Annotated in this window: 23 protein-coding genes; 13 read left to right on the forward strand and 10 right to left on the reverse strand. The window is 62.9% G+C overall.

What is annotated here, in order from left to right; translation table 11 throughout:
• Window positions 1-120: 120 nt before the first annotated feature.
• Window positions 121-879: a siderophore-iron reductase FhuF gene (fhuF, locus tag F2982_RS07655; protein WP_246777545.1), complete on the forward strand. Its 759-nt coding sequence runs from the start codon at window positions 121-123 to the stop codon at window positions 877-879.
• A gap of 101 nt (window positions 880-980) precedes the next feature.
• Here fhuF and dnaA read toward each other — a convergent pair whose 3' ends face one another.
• From dnaA to mutM, 4 genes are all read right to left on the reverse strand, one after another.
• On the reverse strand, window positions 981-2,537 hold the full coding sequence (gene dnaA / locus F2982_RS07660) for a chromosomal replication initiator protein DnaA (protein WP_112714384.1): 1,557 nt from the start codon (window positions 2,535-2,537) through the stop codon (window positions 981-983).
• 876 nt (window positions 2,538-3,413) lie between these two features.
• Entirely contained in the window at window positions 3,414-3,692 is a 279-nt protein-coding gene (gene rpsT / locus F2982_RS07665) for a 30S ribosomal protein S20 (protein WP_112713777.1), read from the reverse strand.
• Window positions 3,693-3,885: 193 nt separating this feature from the next.
• Window positions 3,886-4,659, reverse strand: a complete 774-nt coding sequence (locus tag F2982_RS07670; RefSeq protein WP_112713779.1) for an enoyl-CoA hydratase — start codon at window positions 4,657-4,659, stop codon at window positions 3,886-3,888.
• Between the two features lie 10 nt (window positions 4,660-4,669).
• On the reverse strand, window positions 4,670-5,560 hold the full coding sequence (gene mutM / locus F2982_RS07675) for a bifunctional DNA-formamidopyrimidine glycosylase/DNA-(apurinic or apyrimidinic site) lyase (protein ID WP_203429702.1): 891 nt from the start codon (window positions 5,558-5,560) through the stop codon (window positions 4,670-4,672).
• Window positions 5,561-5,712: 152 nt separating this feature from the next.
• On the opposite strand from mutM, the gene ubiE reads away from it, so the two are divergent.
• From ubiE to F2982_RS07710, 7 genes are all read left to right on the forward strand, one after another.
• Window positions 5,713-6,489, forward strand: coding sequence for a bifunctional demethylmenaquinone methyltransferase/2-methoxy-6-polyprenyl-1,4-benzoquinol methylase UbiE (ubiE, locus tag F2982_RS07680; protein ID WP_130279222.1), 777 nt, complete (start codon window positions 5,713-5,715; stop codon window positions 6,487-6,489).
• A gap of 5 nt (window positions 6,490-6,494) precedes the next feature.
• Window positions 6,495-8,069 (forward strand): 2-polyprenylphenol 6-hydroxylase, encoded by a 1,575-nt coding sequence (gene ubiB / locus F2982_RS07685; protein WP_203429703.1) that lies wholly within the window; start codon window positions 6,495-6,497, stop codon window positions 8,067-8,069.
• Between the two features lie 92 nt (window positions 8,070-8,161).
• Complete coding sequence (locus F2982_RS07690; protein ID WP_203429704.1) at window positions 8,162-9,745, forward strand: aromatic amino acid lyase; 1,584 nt, start codon at window positions 8,162-8,164, stop codon at window positions 9,743-9,745.
• A gap of 25 nt (window positions 9,746-9,770) precedes the next feature.
• Entirely contained in the window at window positions 9,771-11,153 is a 1,383-nt protein-coding gene (locus F2982_RS07695; protein ID WP_203429705.1) for an amidohydrolase family protein, read from the forward strand.
• Window positions 11,150-12,412, forward strand: coding sequence for a Zn-dependent hydrolase (locus F2982_RS07700; protein WP_130279226.1), 1,263 nt, complete (start codon window positions 11,150-11,152; stop codon window positions 12,410-12,412). The genes F2982_RS07695 and F2982_RS07700 overlap by 4 nt, the downstream gene beginning before the upstream one ends.
• Window positions 12,412-13,509 carry a DUF917 family protein gene (locus F2982_RS07705; RefSeq protein ID WP_203429706.1) on the forward strand — a complete coding sequence of 366 codons (1,098 nt, stop codon included), beginning with the start codon at window positions 12,412-12,414 and terminating at the stop codon, window positions 13,507-13,509. The genes F2982_RS07700 and F2982_RS07705 overlap by 1 nt, the downstream gene beginning before the upstream one ends.
• A 184-nt stretch (window positions 13,510-13,693) precedes the next feature.
• Window positions 13,694-15,355, forward strand: coding sequence for a urocanate hydratase (locus F2982_RS07710; protein WP_203429707.1), 1,662 nt, complete (start codon window positions 13,694-13,696; stop codon window positions 15,353-15,355).
• A gap of 15 nt (window positions 15,356-15,370) precedes the next feature.
• Here the strand turns inward: F2982_RS07710 and F2982_RS07715 are convergent, their stop codons facing one another.
• The 4 genes from F2982_RS07715 to F2982_RS07730 form a co-directional block, all read right to left on the reverse strand.
• Window positions 15,371-15,772: a GFA family protein gene (locus F2982_RS07715; protein ID WP_203429708.1), complete on the reverse strand. Its 402-nt coding sequence runs from the start codon at window positions 15,770-15,772 to the stop codon at window positions 15,371-15,373.
• A complete protein-coding gene (locus F2982_RS07720) occupies window positions 15,769-16,251 on the reverse strand; it encodes an SRPBCC domain-containing protein (RefSeq protein WP_203429709.1) in 483 nt (160 codons plus the stop codon). Before F2982_RS07720 ends, F2982_RS07715 begins: the two co-directional genes overlap by 4 nt.
• The gene (locus F2982_RS07725; protein ID WP_203429710.1) at window positions 16,241-16,576 is read right to left on the reverse strand and encodes a metalloregulator ArsR/SmtB family transcription factor; all 336 of its coding nucleotides are present in this window, start codon (window positions 16,574-16,576) and stop codon (window positions 16,241-16,243) included. Before F2982_RS07725 ends, F2982_RS07720 begins: the two co-directional genes overlap by 11 nt.
• An 85-nt stretch (window positions 16,577-16,661) precedes the next feature.
• Entirely contained in the window at window positions 16,662-17,903 is a 1,242-nt protein-coding gene (locus F2982_RS07730) for an MFS transporter (RefSeq protein WP_203429711.1), read from the reverse strand.
• Window positions 17,904-18,017: 114 nt separating this feature from the next.
• On the opposite strand from F2982_RS07730, the gene F2982_RS07735 reads away from it, so the two are divergent.
• The gene (locus F2982_RS07735) at window positions 18,018-18,890 is read left to right on the forward strand and encodes a LysR family transcriptional regulator (RefSeq protein WP_130279233.1); all 873 of its coding nucleotides are present in this window, start codon (window positions 18,018-18,020) and stop codon (window positions 18,888-18,890) included.
• Here F2982_RS07735 and F2982_RS07740 read toward each other — a convergent pair.
• Window positions 18,887-19,789 carry a LysR family transcriptional regulator gene (locus F2982_RS07740; RefSeq protein ID WP_203429712.1) on the reverse strand — a complete coding sequence of 301 codons (903 nt, stop codon included), beginning with the start codon at window positions 19,787-19,789 and terminating at the stop codon, window positions 18,887-18,889. The two genes, F2982_RS07735 and F2982_RS07740, sit on opposite strands and share 4 nt — an antisense overlap.
• 115 nt (window positions 19,790-19,904) lie before the next feature.
• Here F2982_RS07740 and F2982_RS07745 point away from each other — a divergent pair, with 115 nt between their 5' ends.
• Together F2982_RS07745 and F2982_RS07750 are read left to right on the forward strand one after the other, a co-directional pair.
• Window positions 19,905-20,669, forward strand: coding sequence for an SDR family oxidoreductase (locus F2982_RS07745; protein ID WP_203429713.1), 765 nt, complete (start codon window positions 19,905-19,907; stop codon window positions 20,667-20,669).
• 104 nt (window positions 20,670-20,773) lie between these two features.
• Entirely contained in the window at window positions 20,774-21,523 is a 750-nt protein-coding gene (locus tag F2982_RS07750) for an SDR family oxidoreductase (RefSeq protein WP_203429714.1), read from the forward strand.
• A gap of 42 nt (window positions 21,524-21,565) precedes the next feature.
• On the opposite strand, the gene F2982_RS07755 is transcribed toward F2982_RS07750, so the two are convergent.
• The gene (locus F2982_RS07755; RefSeq protein ID WP_203429715.1) at window positions 21,566-22,426 is read right to left on the reverse strand and encodes an NmrA family NAD(P)-binding protein; all 861 of its coding nucleotides are present in this window, start codon (window positions 22,424-22,426) and stop codon (window positions 21,566-21,568) included.
• Window positions 22,427-22,544: 118 nt separating this feature from the next.
• On the opposite strand from F2982_RS07755, the gene F2982_RS07760 reads away from it, so the two are divergent.
• Window positions 22,545-23,444 carry a LysR family transcriptional regulator gene (locus F2982_RS07760; RefSeq protein ID WP_203430028.1) on the forward strand — a complete coding sequence of 300 codons (900 nt, stop codon included), beginning with the start codon at window positions 22,545-22,547 and terminating at the stop codon, window positions 23,442-23,444.
• A gap of 94 nt (window positions 23,445-23,538) precedes the next feature.
• The gene (locus F2982_RS07765) at window positions 23,539-24,462 is read left to right on the forward strand and encodes a DMT family transporter (protein ID WP_203429716.1); all 924 of its coding nucleotides are present in this window, start codon (window positions 23,539-23,541) and stop codon (window positions 24,460-24,462) included.
• Window positions 24,463-24,531: the final 69 nt, after the last annotated feature.

A 24,531-nucleotide genomic window follows, 5' to 3' on the forward strand; every position in this document is an offset into this window, starting at 1 on the left:
ACTGCCGATATTCGAGCTGACCGGTGCCATGAGAAACCAGCGCCTTCGACCATACCCGCTCGTTCAACCGAGCAATGCTGCTGCCCGCCTTGGCCGACTGCAGGCGGTGGCGCTTTGACGATGACCGAAACGCTCGAACGCTCCATCAAGGACATCACGCAGCCAGAGCCGCTGGCGGCCCTGTTTGCCGGCGAGCATTCCTGGTGGGCTCAAAAGCTGATGCTCTCCAGTGATCTTGATGACGGGACGCCGTTGCGGAGCTTCTTCGCCGATGGCAGCTTCAACGCGGCGATCGATCGCTATACCGCCGCCTCGGGCGGCGCAGACCGCCGCGCGGTCGTCTCCATGTGGTCGCTCTACTATTTCTCCGGCCTGACGATCCCCTATCTGATCGCCCGGCAGCTGCGGCGTCGGTTGCTGCCGGTTTCCTTCGACGAGATGACGATTGCTGTCGGCGAGGATGGCCTGCCGCGGGCCTTCGGGGTGCCGCATGCGGGATGGGAGGATCGCAATCCTTCTACCGACTCCTTCGAGGCAGTGGATCCGCTCTTGGAGACCCATCTCTTCAAGGCTGTCGACCTCCTGAAGCAGAACGGCATTTCCGCAAAACTCTGCTGGAACAATGCGGCCGTCTACATCGACTACGCGCTGCGCCTGACCGAGGCGGAAGGCGCCGAGCCCTGCCGGTCCGACCTGCCGCTATTCGTGCGCGGCTGCCTGCCGAATGGCGGGGTCAATCCGTTTTCAGGCTGTGTGCGCCAAGTCGAGGACGAAGGTGAATATATCGCCCGCCGCAAGCTCTGCTGCCTGCGCTACATGCTGCCCGGCATCCCGAGCTGCGGCAAGTTCTGCGCGCTCCCAGAAAAGCGCAAGCAATAGGCCTTAGGCGGCAGCCCAAGCGCCATCTTCACCCCAAAATACCGATAAAAGAAAACGGCCGGGATCGCTCCCGGCCGTGGATTTCAGCACCAAGTGGCGCACTATTCGTTGATCAGGCGCTTCAGCAGCTCGATCTCGTGGGACAGCTTGGTGTCCTCGGAAATCAGCTCTTCGATCTTGCGCACGGCGTGCAACACGGTGGTGTGATCGCGCCCGCCGAAGCGGCGGCCGATTTCCGGGAAGGAGCGCGGCGTCAGCGTCTTCGAGAGATACATGGCGATCTGGCGCGGCTTGACGATGACGCGCGTGCGGCGGTTCGAGACCAGCTCCTGACGCGAGACATTGTAGTGGCGCGCGACGATGCGCTGGATGTCCTCGATGCGAACGCGGCGGGGCTCGCCGGAGCCGACGAGATGGGCCAGAAGCTCATCCACGCGCTCGATCGACAGGTTCGGCTCGAAGGAGCGGCGGAAGATCAGCTGGTTGAATGCGCCTTCCAGTTCGCGGCCGCTGGCCGTGACATTACGGGCGACATGCGACATCAGCTCGGCCGGAATTTCCAGCGACGGATCTTCGACACGGGCAACGGCCAGACGGCGCTTGAGGATTTCGAGACGCATCTCGTAATCCGGGCCGTCGAGTTCGATTGCCACACCGCCCTGCAGACGCGAGCGAACGCGCGGGTCGAGCGATTCCAGCTCCCAGGGAGCGCGGTCGGCAGCGACCACGACCTGCTTGGCGCTGTCGAGCAGCATGTTGAGCAGGTGGCAGAACTCGTGCTGGATCATCTTGCCCTGCAGGAACTGCATGTCGTCGATGATCAGGAGGTCGATGTTGCGCAGCGAGTCCTTCAGCGTCAGGGCATCATTGTCGCGGATCGCGGTTGCGAAACGCCACATGAAGTATTCAGCCGTCAGATAGACGACGCGCAGCGAGCGCGGGTTCTGCACGGCGGCATTGGCGATCGCCTGCAGCAGGTGCGTCTTGCCGAGGCCGACCGTCGAGTGAACGAAGAGCGGGTTGAAGCGCACAGCGCCCTGGCCAGCTTCTGCGATCGTCTTGGCAGCTGCGAGAGCAACGCGGTTGGAGCTGCCTTCGACGAAGGTGTCGAAGGTGAAGCGGGAGTCGAGCGGCGAGCCGAAGAGCGGCTGGCCGGTACCGGTCGTCGCCGGGCGGGCTGCGGCTGCAGCGGCGACCGTCTGCTGAACCGACTGACCTGCCGGCTGCATGCTGGTCGAGCGGCGCATCGGCGCCACCTGGGTCACGGGCTCTTGGGTAGCCGCATTGTCCATAGGCTTGGCGCCAGGACGAGCCGCCGTCCGGACGAGGATTTCGACCTTCAGGATATCAGCGTTTTCCTGCTGGAAGAGGCTGGTGATCAGATCGATGTAACGGTTGTTGATCCAGGACTTCAGAAAGGTCGTCGGCACCGTGAGGCGAACGACGCTCTTGGAAACCGAATGAAGCTTCAGGCCCTGGAACCAGCTTGCAAAAACGTCGGGGCCAACCTGGGCCTTCAGACGGGCGCTAACGCGATCAAAAAGTACGCCATGTTTCATGTCTCCCTTTTCCCCCGCCGCATCAAGGCAAGTAGAGTCAAACGCCGGTGCCTTGTCCCCATTCTCAAGAGCACCCGCCGCCATAGAATTCATCTGCATCATGCCGCCTTCCAATTTCATTTCACCGGGCGGTCATCCGAAAAACGGCCGCCCGATTAATTTTCCCCGTTAGGCAGGCTGGCGTCCCCTCATGAGCCGCAGGCTTGCCGGTTCACTCAATACAGATGTCCCAGCCCAAAAAGACCGGCGCAAAAACCCGTGGCGGAAACCGCCATCATGGGGCCTCCGTCATGCTGTTTCCTCGCCGTGCTGGCTGGCGGCCCTCGTTTGCCCGCTAACCAACCGGAACACAAAAGTAGTTTCCCCATCCCCTTCGGTTTCGCCTCAGGCGTGTAACCGTCGAGAGCACAAAAGATACCCGTTCCGAGACCAGCCACGGCCGCGGTGCAAATAGCTCAAGTGCTTGAAAAAACGGAGAGATAGACTGCTCCGCGACAAAAGGCACAAAAACCCATCGCCCTGCCGGTGTGGCAGTTTAGACTGTACCCTTGCAGGTGATGTCCGCGCCCTTTGCTGGAAGTCATTTAGGCAGGATCGATGGCGCCTTGCAACGATGAATTTTACGCAAAATTAAGAGGGAGCCATTGACTCCGGGCGCCGGTTTAGGGCGTCACGCCGATGTCAAAAAAGAATCGCAGAAGAATCAATGAGATTCCCAAAGTGGGTATTTTCGACACGCTATGAAAGAAAAAAAATAAAAATCCGCTTGACTCATTTCGCCCCCCTTCCGGGAGGGCGAGAGTCGCGCATTCTGGAAAGAACCTTGCGCAACTATTTGATTTTCAATGCATATTAGTGTCATTCCCCTGACACGAAATCGTCGCCGAATTAACCATTCAAGGGGCAGATCGCGGAATCGAAAAAGCCCGGTAAAATTACCGGGCTAATCATAACGAGCAGTTCGTTAATGAAATGTTATGCGCTTGCCGAAGCCGACAGCGTCTTCACACGGGCAGCAAGACGCGAGATCTTGCGGGATGCCGTGTTGGCGTGCAGGACGCCCTTGCTTGCTGCGCGGGCCAGTTCCGGCTGCGCTGCGATGAAGGCTGCCTTAGCCTTGGCCGCATCACCAGATGCGAGTGCCTCTTCGACCTGGCGAACGAAAGTACGAACGCGCGAGCGACGAGCCTTATTGACGTCGGTACGGCGGGCGATCTTGCGGGTCGCTTTTTTCGCCGAAGTTGTATTGGCCATGGATGCCTCTCTCAAGAATTCGAACAAACTCCGTCATTACCGCGGGCCCTGCGGCCACAAATTCAGCAATGCGGGAGCATTATCGGGAAAGACCAGAATGGCTTCCCGAACCGTGGACGGGCGTATAACCCTAAAGCCGGGCCGCGTCAACGCGCATTTTCAAGGAAAAGCCGCCTTTCTCCATGAATCCGGCTCAGCGGTGTTTGAAGTCCGGTTTGCGCTTTTCGATGAACGCAGACATGCCTTCCTTCTGGTCTTCCGTGGCAAACAGGCTGTGGAACAGACGGCGCTCGAAACGCAGCCCTTCCTCCAGCGTTCCCTCGAAAGCGCGGTTGACGGCTTCCTTGGCCATCAGCACCGAGGGGCGCGACAGCGAGGCAATTTTGGCCGCCGCTTCCAGCGCCTCGTCGAGCAGCCGCTCAGGCGCCACCACACGCGAAACGAGTCCCGCGCGCTCGGCTTCGGCCGCATCCATCATGCGGCCGGTCAGCACCATGTCCATCGCCTTCGACTTGCCGACGGCACGCGTCAGCCGCTGCGAGCCGCCCATGCCGGGGATGACGCCGAGGGTGATCTCGGGCTGGCCGAACTTGGCGGTCTCGGAAGCAATGATGAAATCGCACATCATGGCGAGCTCGCAGCCGCCGCCGAGCGCAAAGCCGCTGACGGCGGCGATGACGGGCTTGCGGGCGCGCCAGATCTCTTCCCAGCCGCTGATGAACTCCGACTTATAGATATCGGCGAAATTCAGCGGCTGCATTTCCTTGATATCAGCACCGGCGGCAAAGGCGCGCTCGGAGCCGGTGAGAACGATGGCGCCGATCGCCTCGTCGGCGTGAAAGTCCGCATAGGCCCGCTTCAGATCGGCCAGAACGGTGGAATTCAGCGCGTTCAGCGCCTGCGGCCGGTTCAGCGTGATGAGGCCGACATTGCCACGGGTTTCAACGATCAGGGTTTCATAGGCCATGCGTTCCTCCTCACTTCTGGCAGACGGGGCAATAGAATGTCGAGCGGCCCGCCTGCACGATGCGCGAAACCGTACCGCTACAGCCGGGCGTGCGGCAAGGGTCACCTTCACGGTCATAGACGGAGAAGGAATGCTGGAAATAGCCGAGCGAGCCATCCGTCTGGATATGGTCGCGCAATGAGGAACCGCCGGCCTTGATGGCGTCGGCAATCACATCGCGGATCGATGACACGAGGAGGTTCAGCGCTTCCTTCGGCTTTCCGGTTTTCGTCACCAGCGTGCCGGCAGCATTGGTCGGCATCAAATGCGAGCGCCAGAGGGCCTCGCACACATAGATATTGCCGAGGCCGGCGATATTCTTCTGATCGAGAAGCGCGCCCTTCAGCGGCTGGGCCTTGCCGGCGAAGCGCTCCGCCAGATAGGCGGCGCTGAGCTCATTGCCGGTCGGTTCCGGGCCGAGGCCGAAGAGGAACGGATTATTCTGCAGCTCGGTGCGTTCGGCAATATCCATGAACCCGAAACGGCGCGGGTCATTATAAATGACGCGCCGCGGCCCTTCGCTGCCTTCCAGGTGAAAGATCGCGTGGTCGTGCTTCTCATCCTTGGACCGCTCGTGATGAAATTCTCCGGGCGTCGTCTTCTGCCTGCCTTCCTCTATGCGGAAGGAGCCGGACATGCCGAGGTGCGAGATGATGGTCTTGCCGCTGTCGAGATCGATCAGCAGGTATTTGGCCCGCCGACCAAGGCCGACGATCGTACGGCCGCTGACATCTTCCGCGAGATTTTCAGGAAAGGGGAAGCGCAGATTGCCGCGGCGAAGCTCCAGCCGCTCGATGCGCGTGCCCTCCATCGCGGGGGTCAGGCCGCGCCTGACGGTTTCGACTTCTGGCAATTCCGGCATCGTTACCCATCTGTAGCTAAACGTGTTTCAACCGCGGATGATGTGCGCTATAGCGCCAGAAGGCCGCGGCTTTTGATCCGCGCATACAGATAGCGTCCAAAGCATCGCTTCGCTATGGTCGCCGCACCGATTTCGAGTAACGGAGTTGTCCGATGTCAGATAGCCGCACTTCCGCCGATGGCGGCATGGAAACGTCCTACGGTTTCCGCGAGGTGCAGAACGGCGAAAAGCAGGGCCTCGTCAACGAGGTCTTCCATAAGGTCGCCAAGCGTTACGACATCATGAACGACGTCATGTCGGCAGGCATGCACCGGGTCTGGAAGGACGCGATGATCGCGTCGCTGAACCCGCGCAAGGAAGCGGGATACAAGGTGCTCGACGTTGCCGGCGGCACGGGCGATATCGCCTTCCGCATCGTCGAAGCCTCGAACCGTCTCGCCCATGCCACGGTGCTCGACATCAACGGCTCGATGCTCGGCGTCGGCGCCGAGCGGGCCGCCAAGAAGAAGCTTTCGGACAATCTGACCTTCGTCGAGGCCAATGCCGAGGACCTGCCTTTCGAGGCGAACAGCTTCGACGCCTACACGATCGCCTTCGGCATCCGCAACGTGCCGCGCATCGATGTGGCGCTTTCGGAAGCCTATCGCGTGCTGAAGCGCGGCGGGCGTCTTCTGGTGCTTGAGTTCTCAGAGGTCGAGCTGCCGGTTCTCGACAAGGTCTATGACGCCTGGTCGTTCAACGCGATCCCGAAATTCGGCAAGGCGATCACCGGCGATGCCGAGCCCTATCAGTATCTCGTGGAGTCGATCCGTAAATTCCCGAACCAGGAGAATTTCGCGGCGATGATCCGCGAGGCGGGTTTCTCGCGGGTTTCCTACACCAATTATACCGGCGGTATCGCCGCGCTGCATTCCGGCTGGAAATTATAGAATAGATGAGTGCTTTCGGCGCATATTTCCGGCTTTGGCGCGTCGGCTGGGTGCTCGTGCGCGAGGGGGTCGTCTCCGCCCTCCCGTCCGAAGGGCTTCCGCCCGTGGTGGCGCTCGCCAAATCCTCCGTGACGATTTTCGAGCGCAGCAAGGCAAAGCGCCAGAAGCGCAGCGACCGTCTGGCGCGCGCGGTCGAGCGTCTCGGTCCGTCCTATGTGAAGATCGGCCAGTTCCTGGCGACGCGTCCTGACGTCGTCGGCGTCGATTTCGCCAACGACCTGTCGCAGCTGCAGGACCGGATGACCTTTTTCCCGATTGCGGCGGCAAAGGCCAATATCGAGGGCTCGCTTGGGCGTCCCGTCGAAGAGCTCTACGCGAGCTTCGGCGATCCGATCGCGGCAGCTTCGATCGCCCAGGTTCATCCGGCTGAGGTCGATGGCAGCGAAGGCCGCAAGAAGGTGGCCGTCAAGGTCGTACGCCCCGGCGTGCGCCAGCGCTTCGGTCATGACATCGAGGCGATGTATCTCGTCGCCCATCTGCAGGAGCGCTTCATGCCCTCCAGCCGCCGGCTGCAGCCGGTGGAGGTGACGAAGACGCTGGAACAGACCACCAAGGTGGAGATGGATCTCCGTCTCGAGGCCGCAGCCCTTTCCGAGATCGCCGAGAATACCGAGAAGGATCCGGGTTTCCGCGTCCCCAAGGTGGACTGGGAGCGCACCGGGCGCGACGTCATCACCATGGAGTGGATCGACGGCGTGAAGATGTCGGATGTCGAGGGCCTGCTCGCCGCCGGCCACGACCTCAACGCGCTTGCCGACACGCTGATCCAGTCCTTCCTGCGCCATACGCTGCGCGACGGCTTCTTCCATGCCGACATGCACCCCGGCAATCTCTTCGTTGATGCCGACGGCATGATCGTCGCCGTCGACATGGGCATCGTCGGACGGCTCGGAAAGAAGGAACGGCGCTTCCTCGCCGAGATTCTCTACGGCTTCATCACCCGCGATTACATCCGGGTGGCCGAGGTGCATTTCGAGGCCGGCTACGTGCCCGGACATCACAATGTCGAGAGCTTCGCCCAAGCAATCCGGGCGATCGGCGAGCCGATCCACGGCCAGCCGGCCGAGACGATCTCGATGGGCAAGCTGCTGACACTGCTCTTCGAGGTGACCGAACTCTTCGACATGCAGACGCGGCCTGAGCTCGTCATGCTGCAGAAGACGATGGTCGTCGTCGAAGGCGTATCGCGCATGCTCAATCCGCGCTTCAACATGTGGAAGGCGTCCGAACCTGTCGTCGGCGAATGGATCCGCAACAATCTCGGCCCGAAACGCATCGTCACCGACCTGAAGGACGGGCTGAAAGCCGCGGTGAAGCTGGCCGAAGCGGCGCCCGAAATCGCCGCGCAGACGGAAAAATTCCATCACCAGCTCCTGCATATGAGCGAGCATGGACTGCGTTTCGACGAGCAGACGGCAGAGGCGATCGGCAAGTCCGAGGCGCGTCATAACCGTTCTGCGCGCATCGCCCTCTGGATTATTGCGCTGACGCTTCTCTATATTGCCTGGACGCTGAGCTGACCTCAGGCATAAAGCAACATGCTGTGTTCGGCATTTGGGATATCCCATGATGCGAGACGCTCGCTTAGTCTCGCCTTCAAGGAGACCAGCAGATGAAGCATGAACGCCCCGGCATCGAACTATCCGGCCAACCCCTCGGCTTTGCCGAGATGGTAAGGATCGGGTCGGGCAAGGTGGCGCTTTCAGCTTCGGCCGCGGGCATGGCGCGCGTCGAGCACGCACGCTCGATCGTCGAGGATGCGATTGCTTCTGGCGTTCCCGTCTACGGCTCGACGACAGGTGTCGGCGCCATGAAGGATGTCGAGTGGTCGAATGACGAGCTCGAAGCCTTCAATCTCGGCCTCGTGCGCGCCCACCATTTCGGCACCGGCACACCCTTTTCCTGCGCCGTTGTGCGCAATGCGATGGCGATCCGCATCAACACGGCGCTGACCGGACAGGTCGGCTGCACGCCCGAGCTTATCGAAGCCTATATGCGGCTGCTGGATGCCGATCTTATCCCGCTGGTGCGCCGCACGGGATCGATCGGCTGCGCCGATATCGGCCTGATGGGCCAGATCGGCGCCGTGCTGACCGGCGTCGGCGAGGCTGTCTATCGCGGCAAGCGCATGCAGGCGGCCGAGGCCTTCCAGGCCGCCGGTCTCGAACCTATCAAGATGGCGCCACGCGACAGCCTGGCATCGCTCAGCGTCAATGCCGTGAGCTTCGCGGCCGCCGGTGAGGCGACGCGCAATGCCGCCGCCTCGATCCGCGTGCTGCTGGCGACCGGTATGATGGCCTCTGGCGCGCTCGGCGCTTCCCGCGATCCGTGGAAGGCCGTGCGTCATGTCGGAACGGCAAGGGAAGCGCTGATCGGCTCGTGGCTCTGCAATGCCTCGGAAGCCTGGAACTGGCCGGTTGCCACGCATGTTCAGGATCCGCTCAGCCTGCGCATGGTTGCCCAGGTCTTCGGCGCCGTGATCGAGAACCTGCTGTCAACGGGCCACAAGATCCTCGCCGCCACCGGCCGCTCGGATGACAACCCTGTCGTCGTTGAGGGCCGCGTCATGACCTCTGGTGGTTCTCTGCCGCTCGACGTGACGATCCTGCTGGAATCCGCCGCACTCTGCATGGCGCATGCGGCGCGCAATGCCTTCAATCGTTGCGTCATTCTCGGCAACGGCCAGCGCCGCGATCTGCCGGTCAATCTCGTGCCGCCCGGCCGCATCGCAACCGGTTTCGGCCCGATCATCAAGCTTGCCGGCGAAATCTTCTCGCGCGTGCTGTCGATGTCGAACCCCGTTTCGGCGCAGTCGCTGGTGGTCGCCGCTGGACTCGAGGACGAGGCGGCCTTCCTGCCGCTGGTCATCGAGCGTTTCGAGCGCCAGATGCGGGCGCTCAGGCGCCTTGCCGCTCTGGAAGCCCTGCTCTCGGCGCAGGCAATCGATATTCTCGGCGACGAGCCGCAGGGCGTTGCAAAGATGATCTACGATCTCGTGCGCAGCCACGCCGCCTTCTACACTATCGACCGGCCGCTTTCGGCTGAAGTCGAGGCGATCGAGGAAGAGCTCGGCTCGGACGCCTTCATCTCGAAGCTGATCGGCGAAGTGCCGATCGCATCCTTCGACGATTTCTTCGCCCTCGGCTCGCTGGAGCGTATCGAGGAACGGCTCGCAAGCGAACCGATGGTTCTCTGACAACAACAGCATCTGGAGGCGCCGCATGGCTGATTTCGATCTCGTTCTGCAGGGGACTGTCGTCCTGCCCGAGCGCATTCTGGAACAGGGCTATGTCGCCGTGCGCGACGGCAAGATCGCCGAAGTCGGTGTCGGCGTGCCGCCCGCGGCCAAAGAGCGCCACCTGCTTGGCAAGGCGCTGATCCTGCCCGGCGCGATCGACGCCCAGACGCATTCGCTCTCACAGAAGGACCAGGAAGATTTCCTCTGGTCGACCCGTTCGGCGGCGGCCGGCGGTGTCACGACGATCGTCGACATGCCCTATGACGAAGGCAATCTCGTTTGCTCCGCCGCGGCGGTAAAGAAGAAGGTGGATCACGCGAGCCCGCAGGCCCGCGTCGATTTCGCGCTCTACGGCACTGTTGATCCCGAGGAAGGCGCCGCCCGTATCCGCGAGATGGTGGATGCCGGTGTTGCCGCCTTCAAATTCTCGACCTTCGGCACGGATGCCAAGCGCTTCCCGCGTATTCCCCCGGCCCTGCTCGACGAATGCTTCGCCGCGATCGCGCCGACCGGCCTGACGGCTGGCGTGCACAACGAGGATGACGAGGCGGTCCGGACCTATATGGAGAAGGTCAAGGCGAGCGGCATTACCGACTGGCGCGCCCATGGCCTGTCGCGCCCGCCGATCACCGAGCTGCTTGCCATGCACACGATCTTCGAGACCGGCGCCAATACCGGCTGCCCCTCGCATGTCGTGCACTGCTCGCTCGGCCGCGGCTATGACATCGCGCATGCCTACCGCCGCGATGGCTTCGAGGCGACCGTCGAATGCTGCATCCACTATCTGACACTGGACGAGGAAAACGACGTCAAGCGCCTGGGCGGCAAGGCCAAGATCAATCCGCCGATCCGTCCGCGCGCCGAAGTCGAGACGCTGTGGCGGAAGGTCGCCGAAGGCAATGTCTGGCTGGTCTCGACCGATCACGTCAGCTGGTCGGAGAACCGCAAGACCAATCCCGATATGCTCGCCAACTCCTCCGGCGTGCCCGGCCTGGAAGCCATGGTCCCGCTGTTCGTGAAAGGCGCGCTGGAGCGCGGCGTTTCGCTGACCTGGGCCGCCAAGCTGATGGCCGAGAACCCCGCGAAGCATTTCCGCCTCAACCATATCAAGGGCGCGCTGACACCCGGTAAGGATGCCGATATCGTCGTGCTGGAACCGCGCGAGATGGTCTATGATGCGGCCGCGAGCGGCAACAACATCGTCGGCTGGAGCCCCTATAACGGCATTCGCTTGCCCTGGACCGTTTCTGCGGCCTATCTGCGCGGCGAGAAGATAACCGATGGCGCCAAGGTGCTTTCCGAGCCCGGCAACGGCAAGTTCGTCCGGCCCCTGCCCCGTCATGTCATTGCTGGAGAAGCCGCATGAGCCGCAACCTGCCTGTCAACGCCGGACGTATCGCCGAAGATATCGATGCGCTGGCAAAGATCACCGAGCCCGATCATCCCTGGACGCGCCGCGCCTTCTCGCCGCTCTTTCTGGAGGGACGCGCCTATATCGAGGCGCGGATGAAGGCCGCCGGGCTTGAGACGCGGATGGACGCCGCCGGCAACCTGATCGGCCGCCGTGCGGGCGCAAAGCCCGGCCTCGGCACGATCATGGTCGGCTCGCATTCCGATACCGTGCCTGACGGCGGCCGCTTCGACGGCATCGCCGGCACGATCACGGCGCTCGAAGTGGCCCGCTCGCTGAAGGACCAGGACATCCAGCTCGATCATGATCTCGAGATCATTGACTTCCTGGCAGAGGAAGTTAGCATCTTCGGCGTTTCCTGCATCGGCAGCCGCGGCATGACCGGCCAGATCCCCGAAGCATGGCTTTCGCGCACCAACGGCGACCGCACGCTTGCCGACGGCATCACCGAAGTCGGCGGCAATCCCTCGACGTTGCTCTCCCAGAGCCGTCCTGATCTGAAAGGCTTTCTCGAACTTCACATCGAGCAGGGGCCGATCCTCGAGAACGAGAAGAAGGATGTCGGCATCGTCACCGCGATTGCCGGGATCACCCGCATCGAAATCACCGTCGAGGGCCGCGCCGACCACGCCGGAACGACGCCGATGGATGGCCGCGCCGATGCGCTGGTGGCCGCCTCGCAGCTGGTGCTCGACATTCGCGAAGCCGCGGCCCAGCGGGCCAAGACACCGGGCCATTTTGCCGCGACCGTCGGTGAATTCCGTATCGAGCCGAATGCCGCCAATGTCGTTCCGTCGAAGGTCGTGCTGCTGATCGACGGCCGCGCCGAAATCCGCGGCGACATGGAAGCCTTCTGCGAATGGCTGGATGCCCATGTCATCAAGCTGGCGATCGCCCAGGGCGTGACGATCAAGTCGCCGAACCGCGTTTCCGACAATTATCCGACGCCCGGCGATCCGCGTCTCCTGAAGATCCTGGAGCAGGCCTGCGACACCGTCGGCGCCAAGCATCGCCGCATGGCCTCGGGCGCCGGCCACGATACCGCCTGGGTCGCCAAAGTGGCACCTGCGGCGATGATCTTCGTGCCCTGCAAGGAAGGCCGCAGCCACTGCGCCGACGAATGGGCCGAGAATGACGACATCGCGCTTGGCGCCGCCGTGCTGTTCGAGGCGGTGCGCGACATGGACAAGAGCTTGAATGAGGAGAAGGCCTGATGGGACGCATACTCGTTGAGAAAGACGTCGAGGCTGCCGTCAAGGGCGGGTCCGTCTATGCGGCAGGCGGTGGCGGCTGGGCCGACCACGGCCGGATGCTTGGCTATGCGGCCGTCAATGTCGGCAAGCCGGAACTGGTCTCGATCGACGAATTGAAGGACGACGACTGGATCGCGACCGCTGCGGCGATCGGCGCGCCGGCCTCGACCACGCCCTGGGAAATGCAGGGGATCGATTACGTCAAGGCCGTGCAGCTTCTGCAGGACGAGCTTGGCGAGAAGCTTTCCGGCCTGATCATCGGCCAGAACGGCAAGTCCTCGACCCTGAACGGCTGGCTGCCCTCCGCCATTCTCGGCACCAAGGTCGTGGATGCAGTCGGCGATATCCGCGCGCATCCAACCGGCGACATGGGCTCGATCGGCATGGCGGGATCGCCGGAGCAGATGATCCAGACGGCAGTCGGCGGCAACCGCGCCGAAAACCGCTATATCGAGCTCGTCGTGAAGGGTGCGACGGCGAAGATTTCGCCGATCCTGCGGGCTGCGTCGGATCAGTCCGGCGGCTTCATTGCAAGCTGCCGCAATCCGCTGCGGGCTTCCTATGTGCGCAAGAATGCGGCGCTCGGCGGCATCTCGATGGCCCTGGCGCTCGGCGAGGCGATCATCGCGGCCGAGAAGAAGGGCGGCTCCGCTGTCATCGACGCGATCTGCAAGACAACCGGCGGCCATATCCTGACCGAGGGCATCATCACCAAAAAGGATGTCGTCTACACGAAGGAAGCCTTCGATATCGGCACCGTCTCCGTCGGCGCCGGCGACAATGCGGTGACGCTGCATGTGATGAACGAATACATGGCGGTGGACGATGCCGACGGCAAGCGCGTCGCGACCTTCCCGTCGGTCATCACCACGCTGTCGCCCGAGGGAGAACCGCTCTCCGTCGGCCAGCTGCAGACGGGCATGCATATCTTCATCCTGCATGTGCCGATGGATATCATTCCGCTCTCGGCAAGCGTTCTCGACCCGACCGTCTACCCACCGGTGGAAAAGGCCATGGGCATCGAGATCGCCCGGTATGCGCTGGGGGCGCGGGCTTGAGCTGAGCATCCCTTCTCCCCAGCGGGGAGAAGATGTCCGTCAGGACAGATGAGGGGGCGAGCGCCGGAAGCGCGAGCGGCCGAGCGAAAGTGAGGCCGAGGACTTGGCCCTCTCATCCGACCCCTTCGGGGCCACCTTCTCCCCGCGGGGAAGGGAAAGTCGAAATCAAACGAGGAACACCGAGATGCCGAAGCCGAACCCACGCCATCCGAAATTTCCGATCCCGGGCGGGCCGGAGCTGCGCGCCAAGGGCTGGCGGCAGGAGGCGCTGCTGCGGCTTCTCGAAAACGTGCTCTCGGTCGGTGAGGATCCCGACAATCTCATCGTCTATGCCGCGCTCGGCAAGGCGGCGCGCAACTGGGCGGCCCACAAGGGCATCGTCAAGGCACTGACCGAGATGGACGAGGACCAGACGCTGCTGATCCAATCCGGCAAGCCGATCGGTCTCGTCAAGACCCATGCCAAGGCGCCGTTGGTCATCATGGCGAACTGCAATATCGTCGGGCAATGGGCGAAGGCTGAGGTGTTCTACGAGCTGCAGCGCAAGGGCCTGATCTGCTGGGGCGGCCTGACGGCCGGCGCCTGGCAGTATATCGGCAGCCAGGGCGTCATCCAGGGCACCTATGAGATCTTCATGCGGATTGCCGAGCGGCGCTTCGGCGGCGACCTTTCCGGCCGCTTCGTGCTGACGGCTGGCCTCGGCGGTATGGGCGGCGCACAGCCGCTCGCCGGCCGCATGGCAGGCGCTGCGATCCTCTGCGTCGATATCGATGCCGAGCGGGCAAAGAAGCGCCAGGAGATCGGCTACCTGCAGGAGATCGCACCCGACCTCGACACGGCGCTGAAGATGATCGACGATGCCGTGAAGGAAAAGCGCGCGCTGTCCGTCGGCCTCGTCGGAAACGCAGCGGAAATCTACCCGGAGATCGCGCGCCGCGGCATCGTGCCTGATGTCGTTACCGACCAGACCTCGGCGCATGACCTCGTCTACGGCTACGTGCCCAAGGGCATGAGCATTGCCCAGGTGAAGGAACTGCGCGACGACGGCCAGGGCCAGCTGATGGCGGCAAGCCGCGCCTCGATCGTCCAGCATGTGACGGCGATGCTCGACTTCCAGAAGAAGGGCTCCGAGGTCTTCGACAATGGCAACCTGATCCGCACGCAGGCGAAGGAAGGCGGCGTTCAGAACGCATTCGACATCCCGATCTTCACCGAAGCCTATCTGCGCCCGCTCTTTGCCCGTGCCATCGGCCCGTTCCGCTGGATGGCGCTTTCGGGCGAGGAAAGCGACATCGTCCGGATCGACGATCTGCTGCTCGAGATGTTCCCGGACAACAAGATCATTACCAACTGGATCCGGCTGGCGCGCCAGCATGTGCCCTTCGAGGGCCTGCCGGCACGCATCGCCTGGCTCGGCCACGGCGAACGCACGGCACTGGCGCGGCGCGTCAACGAACTGGTGGCAAGCGGCGAGCTCAAGGGACCGGTCGCCTTCTCCCGCGACCACCTCGATGCCGGTGCGATGGCGCATCCCAATATCATGACCGAGCGCATGAAGGACGGTTCCGACGCTATCGCCGACTGGCCGCTGATCGATGCGATGATGCTCTGCTCCTCGATGGCCGACCTCGTCGTCGTCCATTCCGGCGGCGGCGGCTATGCGGGCTACATGACGAGCTGCGGGGTCACGGTCGTTGCCGACGGTACCGGCGATGCCGACGAGCGGCTTGATCATGCGCTGACCAACGACACGGCACTCGGCGTCATGCGCTATGCGGATGCGGGGTACGAGGAAGCGCTGGATGAGGTCGCCAAGAAGGACGTGCCGTATATCCGGCTTGGTTGACCTCCTGATGCGGCATCAGAGATGCCGCGTCTCCTCCGGCGGCGCATCATAGCGCTCATGCAGCCCATCGACATAGGCGACGGGGGCGTTGACGAGCTCATCAGCCGTGGCGTCATCGAGGCAATTGACGGCGACGGCGAAGAAGGTGCCGAGGGCTTCGTTTTCGCCCCAGGCATAGGAGCTGACGCCGCAATTCCTGCAGAAGAGATGATGCAGCTTACGAGTCGCGAACTGATATTCGCCGAGCGCTTCCCTGCCTGCGACCAAGCGGAAGTCTTCGGGCGATGCCACCGCGAGCCAACTGCGCTTCTTCCTGCAGACGGAGCAGTTGCAGCGAAACGTGCCCGCCTGGAGGTCGAGCTGGGTTTCGTAGCTGACTTCGCCGCAGTGGCAGCTGCCATGATAGGTCTTCTTCATGATGCTCTCCTCCCTGCTTGCTCCTCAGCATAGGCCGCCACCTTATCGAGCGCTTCCGCCCAGCCGCTGCTCTGAAGCTTGAATTCCGTGTCGCTTGGCAGTTGATGTTTGCGGAAGGTGAGCTTCGTCCTGCCGCCCTTATCTTCCAACTCCACAATCGCCTGCATCTCGTGTTCCGGCTGACCGGCCGAATTCTCCCAGGCGAAAGTGAAGACCAGCCGCTCGGGCGGGGTGATCTCGATGTAGCGGCCGCGGCTCCAATATTCCTTGCCGTCGGGCGCGAGGATGCAGTGACGCCAGGCACCGCCTTCGCGTAGATCGACGGAGACGGATGGCGCCGAGCAATTGTTCGGACCCCACCATTTCAGCAGATGCTTCGGCTCCGTCCAGAGACGGAAGACGAGTTCGCGCGGGGCATCGATCTCGCGCACCAGCACGATTTCGCGGCTGCGCACAGCCGGGCTGACATCACTTCCCATTCCCTTCCTCCTTTTTCAGGCTCGCGGCATAGGCTTCGAGCTTGTCCAGGCTTTCGCTCCAGAAAACGCGGTAGTTCTCAAGCCAGTCGTCGACGACACGCAGCGATGCCGGCTCCAGCCGGCAGGGCCGCCATTGAGCTTCCCGGCCCTTCGATATGAGCCCGGCATTCTCCAGCACCTTGAGATGCTTGGAGACGGCGACCAGCGACATGTCGAAGGGTTCGGCGAGCTCCGATACGGATGCCTCTCCCGAGGCGAGCCGGGCGAGGATTGCCCGCCGTGTCGGATCGGCCAGTGCCGAAAAGGTCGCGCTCAAGCGGTCCATTATTTATCCATTAAGTTAATTAACTTATGTGTTAAGTAATGGACGATGCGGTGCCAGTCAAGGCCTCTGTGTCAGATGGCGATTGCTAGACGCGCGCTGCCTTTGAAAGACGCCTTGCGCCATAGGCGCAAGCGAAGGCGCAGAGCAGCATGGCGAGGGTGAAGAACACCACGGCCGACCAACCCTCAGCGGAGAAGAACCAGCCGCCCGCCGAGCCCAGGACGCTGGAGCCGACATAGTAGGCAAGCATGTAGAGCGAGGAGGCGTGGCCCTTGGTGCCTTTGGCCAGCTTGCCGACGAGGCCGCTGGCGATCGAATGGCTCATGAAGAAGCCGCTTGTCAGTACGATGATGCCGATGATGATGATGGGCAGCGACGATGAGAGCGTCAGCGCGCTTCCGGCAGCGGTGACGGCAAGGCCGGTCAGGAGCACGGCGAAGTGGCCGAAGCGATCACCAAGGATTCCGCCGATCGACGAGGCGCCGATGCCGAACATGTAGACGGTGAAGATCAGGCCGAGTTCGGTCTGTGTCAGTTCATAGGGTGACGCAACGAGCCGGAAGCCGGCGTAATTGTAGATCGTCACGAATGAGCCCATCGCCAGGAAGGCGATCCAAAAGACGAAGGGCAGCGCCGGATTTTTGAGATGGCCGGCCCAGGCTTTCATATGAAAGCGCGGATCGAAGCCGGGGCGGCGGATGAAATTACGCGACGCCGGCAAAAGGACGATGAAGCCGATGGCGGCAGCGAGACCGATAACGCCCATCAGCGCCATGGCGGGACGCCAGGTGAGGTATTCGGCGAAGATGCCCGTCAGCACGCGGCCGGACATGCCGCCGAAGGCCGTTCCCCCGACATAGAGGCCCATCGTGGCGCCGAGGCCCTTTGGATCGATCTCTTCGGCGAGATAGGCCATGGCGACGGCGGGCACACCGCCGAGCGCGAAGCCGAGCAGCGCCCGCAGCACCAGCAGCATATGCCAGTTCGGCGCGAAGGCCGCGGCGATCGTCAGCAGTGCGGCACCGACCAACGAGATCGACATCAGGCTGCGGCGGCCGAGACCTTCCGACACGGCGGCGGCACAGATGATGGCGACGGCCAGGAAGCCGGTGGACAACGAGAGCGCCAGCGAGCTCTGGGCCGGGCTCACCGCATAGTCGGAAGCGAAGACCGGCAGCAGCGGCTGGACGCAGTATAGCAGCGAGAAGGTGGAGAAACCGGAGAGAAACAGCGCCAGGCTGGCCCGCCGGTAGGGCAGCGTGCCGCGCGTCAGATATTGCTTGGCGGGCGGCGCTTCCGTCACCTCGATCGGGGAAATATCGCTCATTCTTGCTGCTGTCTTTGGCATGTCAGGCGCCTTTCATCCCTGATCTAGCCAGCGGGGTTCAATTTGTCCAATATATGGAACTATCATTCTCGATAGGTTTTGGAGATACCGGGCATGGAGCTTAGGCACATCCGCTACTTTCTCGCTGTTGCCGAAGAGGCGAATTTCACGCGGGCGGCGGCGAAGCTCGGCATCGGGCAGCCACCGCTCAGCCAGCAGATCCGCGATCTGGAGGCGGAGATCGGCGCGGCTCTGTTCCATCGCGTGCCGCATGGCGCGGAACTGACGGCGGCCGGTGAGGCATTCCTCAGCGAAGCCAAGGCGTCGCTCGCCTCGGCGGAAAAGGCGAAGCTTGCGGCACAGCGCGCCAATCGCGGCGAGACGGGGCGCCTGGCGCTCGGCTTCACGGCGTCCTCGGCTTTCAACCCTGTTGTCAGCGCCACGATCCGGCGCTTTCAGGCGCGGTGGCCGGATGTGCGGTTGTCGCTCACGGAGCTCAATACGCTGTCGCTGATGGAAAAACTGCATCGCGGCGAGCTCGACGCCACCTTCATGCGGCCGAGCCTCGACGATCCGCCCGGCGTGCGGCTGAAGCGGCTGGCCGACGAGCCGATGGTCGTTGCGCTGCCCGCAAGCCACCCGCTGGCGAAGCGCGAGACTTTGCCGCTGGCGCTGCTGGCGACGGAGCCGTTCATCCTCTTCCCGCGGCTGGTCGGTCTCAGTCTTTTCGACGACGTCGTGCTGGCGTGCCGCAAGGCCGGATTCGAGCTCACGGTCGCACAGGAAGCGCCGCAGATTTCGTCGGTGGTCAATCTCGTTGCTGCCGAATTGGGTGTCTCGATCGTTCCGGAGTCGATCGCGCAGATCAAGCTCGATGGCGTTGCCTACCGGCCGATCGAAGGGCCGCCTGCCGTGGCGCGGCTGGCACTTGCTGTGCTGAAGACGCAGCGGTCGCCGGTGACCGAGAACCTCATGAGCCTTCTCTAGCGGCGCTCCCAATAGGGCGGATCGCCAAAAGCCTTGCGGAGGTGATCGGCAATGGCGCGCAGTTTTGCCGAGGGGTTCCGACCCTCGGGATGCGCCATGTAGATGAATTCCGGCTCCGGCTTGTCGCCGACATCGATCTCCGCAAGGCTGCCTTCGCGGATCGCCGGTCCGGCGATGAAGGCCGGAAGCAGCGCGATGCCGAGGCCGGCGATTGTCGCATCGCGCAGCATGTCGCCATTGTTCATGCCCATGGAAAGATGCGCGCGAACGACCTCCGTGCCATCGGCCGTCTGGAAGCGCCAGTCGGCGACGCCGCGGTTGGTATAGAAAAGGCCGCGATGCTCCTGCAGGTCTGCAAGCGTGCGCGGAGTGCCGGCCTTTGCGAGATAGGCAGGCGAGGCGACGAGCATCCGGCGGCTCGGCGCCAGCTTCCAGGCGATCAGGCGGGAATCGGCTATCGGCCCGTTGCGGATGATCGCGTCATAGCCTTCCGATGCGGCATCGACACGCCGGTCGTTGATATCGAGCGTCAGCGATATTTCCGGATGTTCCGCCAGGAAGGGATAGAGGGCGGGGCCGAGATGCATGCGCCCGAAGGTGACCGGGGCGGCAATCCGCAGCGGCCCGGCAAGTGTGCCACGGCGTTCGGCCATGGAAGCCGAGGCTTCATCGATCTCGTGGATGATGCGAAGCGCCCGCTCCAGAAAGGCCGTCCCATCCTCCGTCAGTGTCAGTTTGCGGGTCGTGCGGTGGAGCAGCGTGCCGCCGAGGGTTTTCTCCAGCTCGGCAAGCCTTTCGCTGACCACCGACTTCGACAATCGCAGGCGCCTGGCCGCCTCGCTGACCGACCCTGCCTCCACCACCGCGACGAAGGCCGCGATCCCCTCAATCCTGATCATCGTTCGGTATTTCCGAATTCGAGTTCCACTACTTGGAGACTAATCCGAACGAAAAGAAAATGCCATCTTCCACTCATCGAAGGGGCACAACACCCCGCAACAAGGAGATGGAACAATGAACCGCCTGAACAACAAAGTCGCAATCGTCACTGGCGCAAGCTCTGGTATCGGCCGCTCTACGGCCAAGCTCTTTGCCGCCGAAGGCGCGAAGGTCGTGGTCGGCGCCCGCCGCCAGGCTGAACTTGAAAGCCTCGTCGCCGAGATCAAGGCTGCCGGTGGCGAAGCCGTCGCCGTTGCCGGTGACGTGCGCTCGGAAGACTATCACAAGGCGCTGGTCGCTGCCGCCGTTGCCAATTACGGCAAGCTGGACATCGCCTTCAACAATGCCGGTACGCTCGGCGAGGCCGGCCCCAGCACCGAGGTTTCCGAAGCCGGCTTTGCCGACACGCTGACGATCAACCTGACGGCATCGTTCCTGGCAGCCAAGCACCAGATCGCCGAAATGACAAAGCATGGCGGCGGCTCGGTGATCTTCACCTCGACCTTCGTCGGCTACAGTTTCGCCTTCCCGGGTGTTGCCGCTTACGCCGCCAGCAAGTCCGGCCTGATCGGCCTGACCCAGGCGCTTGCCGCCGAATACGGCCCGCAGAATGTGCGCGTCAACTCTGTGCTGCCGGGCGCGGTCGATACCGACATGTATCGCGAAATGAACGACACGCCTGACAAGAAGGGCTTCGTCACCAACCTGCACGCCCTGAAGCGTGTCGCCACCCCGGAAGAGCTTGCCCGCTCGGTTCTCTACCTCGCTTCCGACGATTCGAGCTTCGTGACCGGTACTGCCTCGCTGGTCGATGGCGGCGCATCGATCACCCGCACCTGACGAACGGGCGCGATCATCCGCATTCTTCGAAAGAAGGGATGGTCGCGCCTTCCATTTTCGTATGAATATCCGGCGCGTCAGCCCCCACCCAAAGGACCATCATCATGTCACGCCTTGCAAATAAGACCGCCCTCATCACCGGCGGCACCAGCGGTATCGGCCTTGAGACCGCTCGCCAGTTCATCGCTGAAGGCGCCCGCGTCGCCATCACCGGCAGCAGCGCCGCGAGCATCGAAAACGCCCGCAAGGAATTGGGTGAGAAGGCGCTGGTCATCCAGGCCGATGCAGGCAACGCCGATGGCCAGAAGGCTGTCGCCGATGCCATCAAGAATGCCTTCGGCCATCTCGACATTCTCTTCGTCAATGCCGGTATTGCCGAATTCAATCCGCTCGAGCAGTGGACGGAAGCGGCTTTCGACAAGTCGATTGCCATCAATGTGAAGGGACCGTTCTTCCTGATCCAGGCGCTGCTGCCGCTCTTTGCGAAGGGCGCGGCGATCGTTCTGAACACCTCGATCAACGCCCATATCGGCATGCCGAACTCCAGCGTCTATTCGCTGACCAAGGGCGCTTTGCTGACATTGGCGAAAACGCTGTCCGGCGAACTCATCGGCCGCGGCATCCGCGTCAACGCCGTCAGCCCCGGCCCGATTGCCACGCCTCTCTACAGCAAGCTCGGCAGCTCGGAAGCCGAGTCCAAGGCGATGACCTCGCATATCCAGAGCCAGATCCCCACCGGACGCTTCGGCGAGCCCTCCGAGGTCGCCAAGACCATCATCTTCCTGGCATCCGATGAAGCCGCCTATATCGTGGGTAGCGAACTGATCATCGATGGCGGGATGAGCAATCTCTAAGACCAAGAAGGCCGCGGCACTGATCTGCCGCGGCCTTTTTCATCAACCGCGTTCTACCAGCGCGCGGATGGCGGTTTCGAAGGTGGTCCCGCCCTTGCGCGATCCGGCCTCGCCGCCCTCGAACTCGATCCAGCCTTCATTGAAGCCATCGAGCATGCGCATGCGGGGTCCGGGGTTTTGCATGCCCTGGCTGCGGAACAGGGCCTCCCACGCATCCCGCTCGATCGTCTCGGCTTGCACCGGACGGCCAAGCACGGTGGCAAAGGCTTCAGCCATCTGCAGCGGCGTGATGCGGTAGGGCCCTTCGAGTTCGACGATGCGCTTACCGGTCCAGTCCTCCTGCAGCATTTCGGCAGCGACGGCGCCGACATCGCGAACACCGACCATCGGAACGGGCTTATCCAGCGGCTGCAGGAAGCTCGGTATCACGCCGTCCCGCGCCGGGGCGATATCCCACACCGAGTTTTCCATGAACCAGCCGGCGCGCAGAAAGGCGACCGGCATGGGCAGCTCGGACAGCGCCTGCTCGACAAGGCCGAGTTGCGTCAGCAGATTTTCTTCCTTTGCTTGAGCGCCGATCGTGGACAGGCAGACGACCTTCTTTGGCGCCGCCTTCACCAGAGCTGTCTTCAAGGCTTCGATGACGATCTTTGCCTGCGGAAAGCCCGGTGCCGGATCGAAGGCCGGCGGGATCAACAGGAAAACGGCTTCCGCTCCGGCAAAGGCATCAGCAAGCGCCGCTGCATCCGTCATCTCGGCGATGGCTATTTCGGCACTGCGTTCGCGCCAGCTTCCTGCCTTCTCCTCATTGCGCATGACGGCGCGAACGGGCAATCCGCGCTCCAGCAATTTCGCGCCGACGACGGCACCGACCTGGCCTGTTATTCCGGTTACAGCAAACATGTTCGAACTCCTTCTGACAGCGGCCTGTGCCGCGATGACCAAAAGATGCGCCAAAGCCGCCTTTGACTGAACTGCGCTTTTGTCAGATAACTCATGACTGAAAATCAGGAATGAAATGATGTTCGACGGGCGATTGCTGAATGGAGTCAGCGTGCTGGCTGCCGTGGTCGAGAGCGGCAGCTTTGCGCGGGCGGCCGAGGCACTGGGGCTGACGGCATCGGGGGTCAGCCGGGCGGTGGCGCGGCTCGAGAGCCGGATCGGCGTACGCCTGCTCGACCGGACGACGCGGTCATTGCGGTTGACCGATGACGGCGCGCGTTTCTACGAGCAGGTGGTGCCGCTGCTTGGCGGCATCGAGGAAGCAGCCGCCTATGCTGCGGGAACGACGCAGACAGTGCGCGGGCGGCTGCGGATCAATGTCGATCCGTATTTCTCCAGACTGATCCTCGCGCCGAAGCTCGGCCTCTTTCTCGACCGCTATCCCGACCTGCAGATCGAGGTGGTGACGCGCAACGAGATCGGTGATCTCGTGGCCGACGGCATGGACGTGGCGGTGCGCTTCGGCGAGATCCCGGCGAAGAGTTCGCTGATTGCCCGGCAGCTTTTCCGCACACGGGTGATCACGGTCGCGGCGCCCTCCTATCTCGCGAAACATGGCACGCCGAAGCTTCCGACTGATCTCGCCGTTCACACCTGCATCCAGTATCAGGATCCGCTGACCGGCAGGCCTTTCGAATGGGAGCTGCGGCGTGGAAGCAAGGTGGTGCCGATCGAGACGCGCGGCCGCGTCCTCGTCAACGATGCCGGCACGACGCTCGCGACTTGCCTTGCCGGGATCGGCATTGCCCAGGTCTTCTCGCTCGGCATGAAGCCCTATCTCGACAGCGGGCAGCTGGTCGATCTCTATCCGGATTGGCCGGACGAGACCTTCCCGCTGCATTGCTTCTATCCGTCCCGTCATCATGTGCCGGCCAAGGTTCGCGCCTTCATCGATTTCTGTGTCGAAATCATCGGCTAGATGTCGCGCCTGAGACTTGTTTGGCAGGTGCCCGCGGCCTATCAAGAAGGCATCCAGTCACTTCATCGTCCGGCGGTTTCGCCTCAGGTGTCCCATGCTTCTCGGTATTCTCTGCGGCCTCGCCACGTGTGCGTTGTGGGGACTGACCTTCGTCGTGCCGCGCGCCATCGCGCCTTTCAGCACCATGGATCTGACGGTGACGCGCTACGGTTTGTTTGCGCTGGCGAGCATCGTGCTGATGGTCAGCCCGCGCTTCCGTCCCAGGAATATCAGGCCGCGCATGGCGATCACCGCGCTGCTGCTCGGCGGCATCGGCTATGTCGGCTATTTCGTCAGCGTCGCCTATGCGGTGCGGCTGGCGGGCGCTGCGATCCCGCCGCTCGTCATCGGCACCATGCCGGTGCTGCTCGCCGTCATCGCCAATCTGCGTGACCGCTCGGTGCCGTGGCGGCTGCTGGCGCTGCCTTTGATCCTGATCGCGATCGGCATCGGCTGGGTCAATCTCTCGATCTTCGCGGCAACGCCATCGGGCGACCAGGGCGCCATCCTGCTCGGCATCGGCTCGGCAACGATCGGGCTGATCCTGTGGGTGATCTACGGCCTCGCCAGCACCGCCGCGATGCAATCGCCCGACGCGCCCGACATTCTTCAATGGACCGGATTGCAGGGCATCGGCGCCGGGATCGGCTGCCTCGTGCTGATCCCCTTCACCTCCGCCGGCACCGATATCGTCTTCACCACGGCCGAGCTCTGGCGCTTCATTCTCTGGTCGCTGATCATGGGACTTGCCGGGGCATGGCTTGCGACATTGCTCTGGATGATCGCCTCGAAGCGGCTGCCGCTTGCGCTTGCGGCACAGCTGATCGTTGCCGAGACGGTGTTCGGCCTGATCTTCGGCTTCCTCTTCGAGCAGCGGCTGCCGACGCTCGCCGAGGCCGGCGGCTCGATCCTGCAGCTCGCGGGCGTCGGGCTGGCGATCGCCATCTTCACACCGGCGCGGGGGCGGCGGGCGCACTGAGCGCTGCACGCATTGCATGTTATTCGCCAAAGGCTTAGGCTCACCGCAACAACAAAACGACGGGTAGAA

The organism is Rhizobium sp. BG4, assembly GCF_016864575.1.
Taxonomy (GTDB): domain Bacteria; phylum Pseudomonadota; class Alphaproteobacteria; order Rhizobiales; family Rhizobiaceae; genus Rhizobium.

What these genes read in the sequence shown, in the direction of transcription:
- fhuF (WP_246777545.1), top strand. Translation starts at nt 121, where the DNA reads ATGACCGAAACGCTCGAACGCTCCATCAAGGACATCACGCAGCCAGAG.
- dnaA (WP_112714384.1), bottom strand. Translation starts at nt 2,537, where the DNA reads ATGCAGATGAATTCTATGGCGGCGGGTGCTCTTGAGAATGGGGACAAG.
- rpsT (WP_112713777.1), bottom strand. Translation starts at nt 3,692, where the DNA reads ATGGCCAATACAACTTCGGCGAAAAAAGCGACCCGCAAGATCGCCCGC.
- F2982_RS07670 (WP_112713779.1), bottom strand. Translation starts at nt 4,659, where the DNA reads ATGGCCTATGAAACCCTGATCGTTGAAACCCGTGGCAATGTCGGCCTC.
- mutM (WP_203429702.1), bottom strand. Translation starts at nt 5,560, where the DNA reads ATGCCGGAATTGCCAGAAGTCGAAACCGTCAGGCGCGGCCTGACCCCC.
- ubiE (WP_130279222.1), top strand. Translation starts at nt 5,713, where the DNA reads ATGTCAGATAGCCGCACTTCCGCCGATGGCGGCATGGAAACGTCCTAC.
- ubiB (WP_203429703.1), top strand. Translation starts at nt 6,495, where the DNA reads ATGAGTGCTTTCGGCGCATATTTCCGGCTTTGGCGCGTCGGCTGGGTG.
- F2982_RS07690 (WP_203429704.1), top strand. Translation starts at nt 8,162, where the DNA reads ATGAAGCATGAACGCCCCGGCATCGAACTATCCGGCCAACCCCTCGGC.
- F2982_RS07695 (WP_203429705.1), top strand. Translation starts at nt 9,771, where the DNA reads ATGGCTGATTTCGATCTCGTTCTGCAGGGGACTGTCGTCCTGCCCGAG.
- F2982_RS07700 (WP_130279226.1), top strand. Translation starts at nt 11,150, where the DNA reads ATGAGCCGCAACCTGCCTGTCAACGCCGGACGTATCGCCGAAGATATC.
- F2982_RS07705 (WP_203429706.1), top strand. Translation starts at nt 12,412, where the DNA reads ATGGGACGCATACTCGTTGAGAAAGACGTCGAGGCTGCCGTCAAGGGC.
- F2982_RS07710 (WP_203429707.1), top strand. Translation starts at nt 13,694, where the DNA reads ATGCCGAAGCCGAACCCACGCCATCCGAAATTTCCGATCCCGGGCGGG.
- F2982_RS07715 (WP_203429708.1), bottom strand. Translation starts at nt 15,772, where the DNA reads ATGAAGAAGACCTATCATGGCAGCTGCCACTGCGGCGAAGTCAGCTAC.
- F2982_RS07720 (WP_203429709.1), bottom strand. Translation starts at nt 16,251, where the DNA reads ATGGGAAGTGATGTCAGCCCGGCTGTGCGCAGCCGCGAAATCGTGCTG.
- F2982_RS07725 (WP_203429710.1), bottom strand. Translation starts at nt 16,576, where the DNA reads ATGGACCGCTTGAGCGCGACCTTTTCGGCACTGGCCGATCCGACACGG.
- F2982_RS07730 (WP_203429711.1), bottom strand. Translation starts at nt 17,903, where the DNA reads ATGAGCGATATTTCCCCGATCGAGGTGACGGAAGCGCCGCCCGCCAAG.
- F2982_RS07735 (WP_130279233.1), top strand. Translation starts at nt 18,018, where the DNA reads ATGGAGCTTAGGCACATCCGCTACTTTCTCGCTGTTGCCGAAGAGGCG.
- F2982_RS07740 (WP_203429712.1), bottom strand. Translation starts at nt 19,789, where the DNA reads ATGATCAGGATTGAGGGGATCGCGGCCTTCGTCGCGGTGGTGGAGGCA.
- F2982_RS07745 (WP_203429713.1), top strand. Translation starts at nt 19,905, where the DNA reads ATGAACCGCCTGAACAACAAAGTCGCAATCGTCACTGGCGCAAGCTCT.
- F2982_RS07750 (WP_203429714.1), top strand. Translation starts at nt 20,774, where the DNA reads ATGTCACGCCTTGCAAATAAGACCGCCCTCATCACCGGCGGCACCAGC.
- F2982_RS07755 (WP_203429715.1), bottom strand. Translation starts at nt 22,426, where the DNA reads ATGTTTGCTGTAACCGGAATAACAGGCCAGGTCGGTGCCGTCGTCGGC.
- F2982_RS07760 (WP_203430028.1), top strand. Translation starts at nt 22,545, where the DNA reads ATGTTCGACGGGCGATTGCTGAATGGAGTCAGCGTGCTGGCTGCCGTG.
- F2982_RS07765 (WP_203429716.1), top strand. Translation starts at nt 23,539, where the DNA reads ATGCTTCTCGGTATTCTCTGCGGCCTCGCCACGTGTGCGTTGTGGGGA.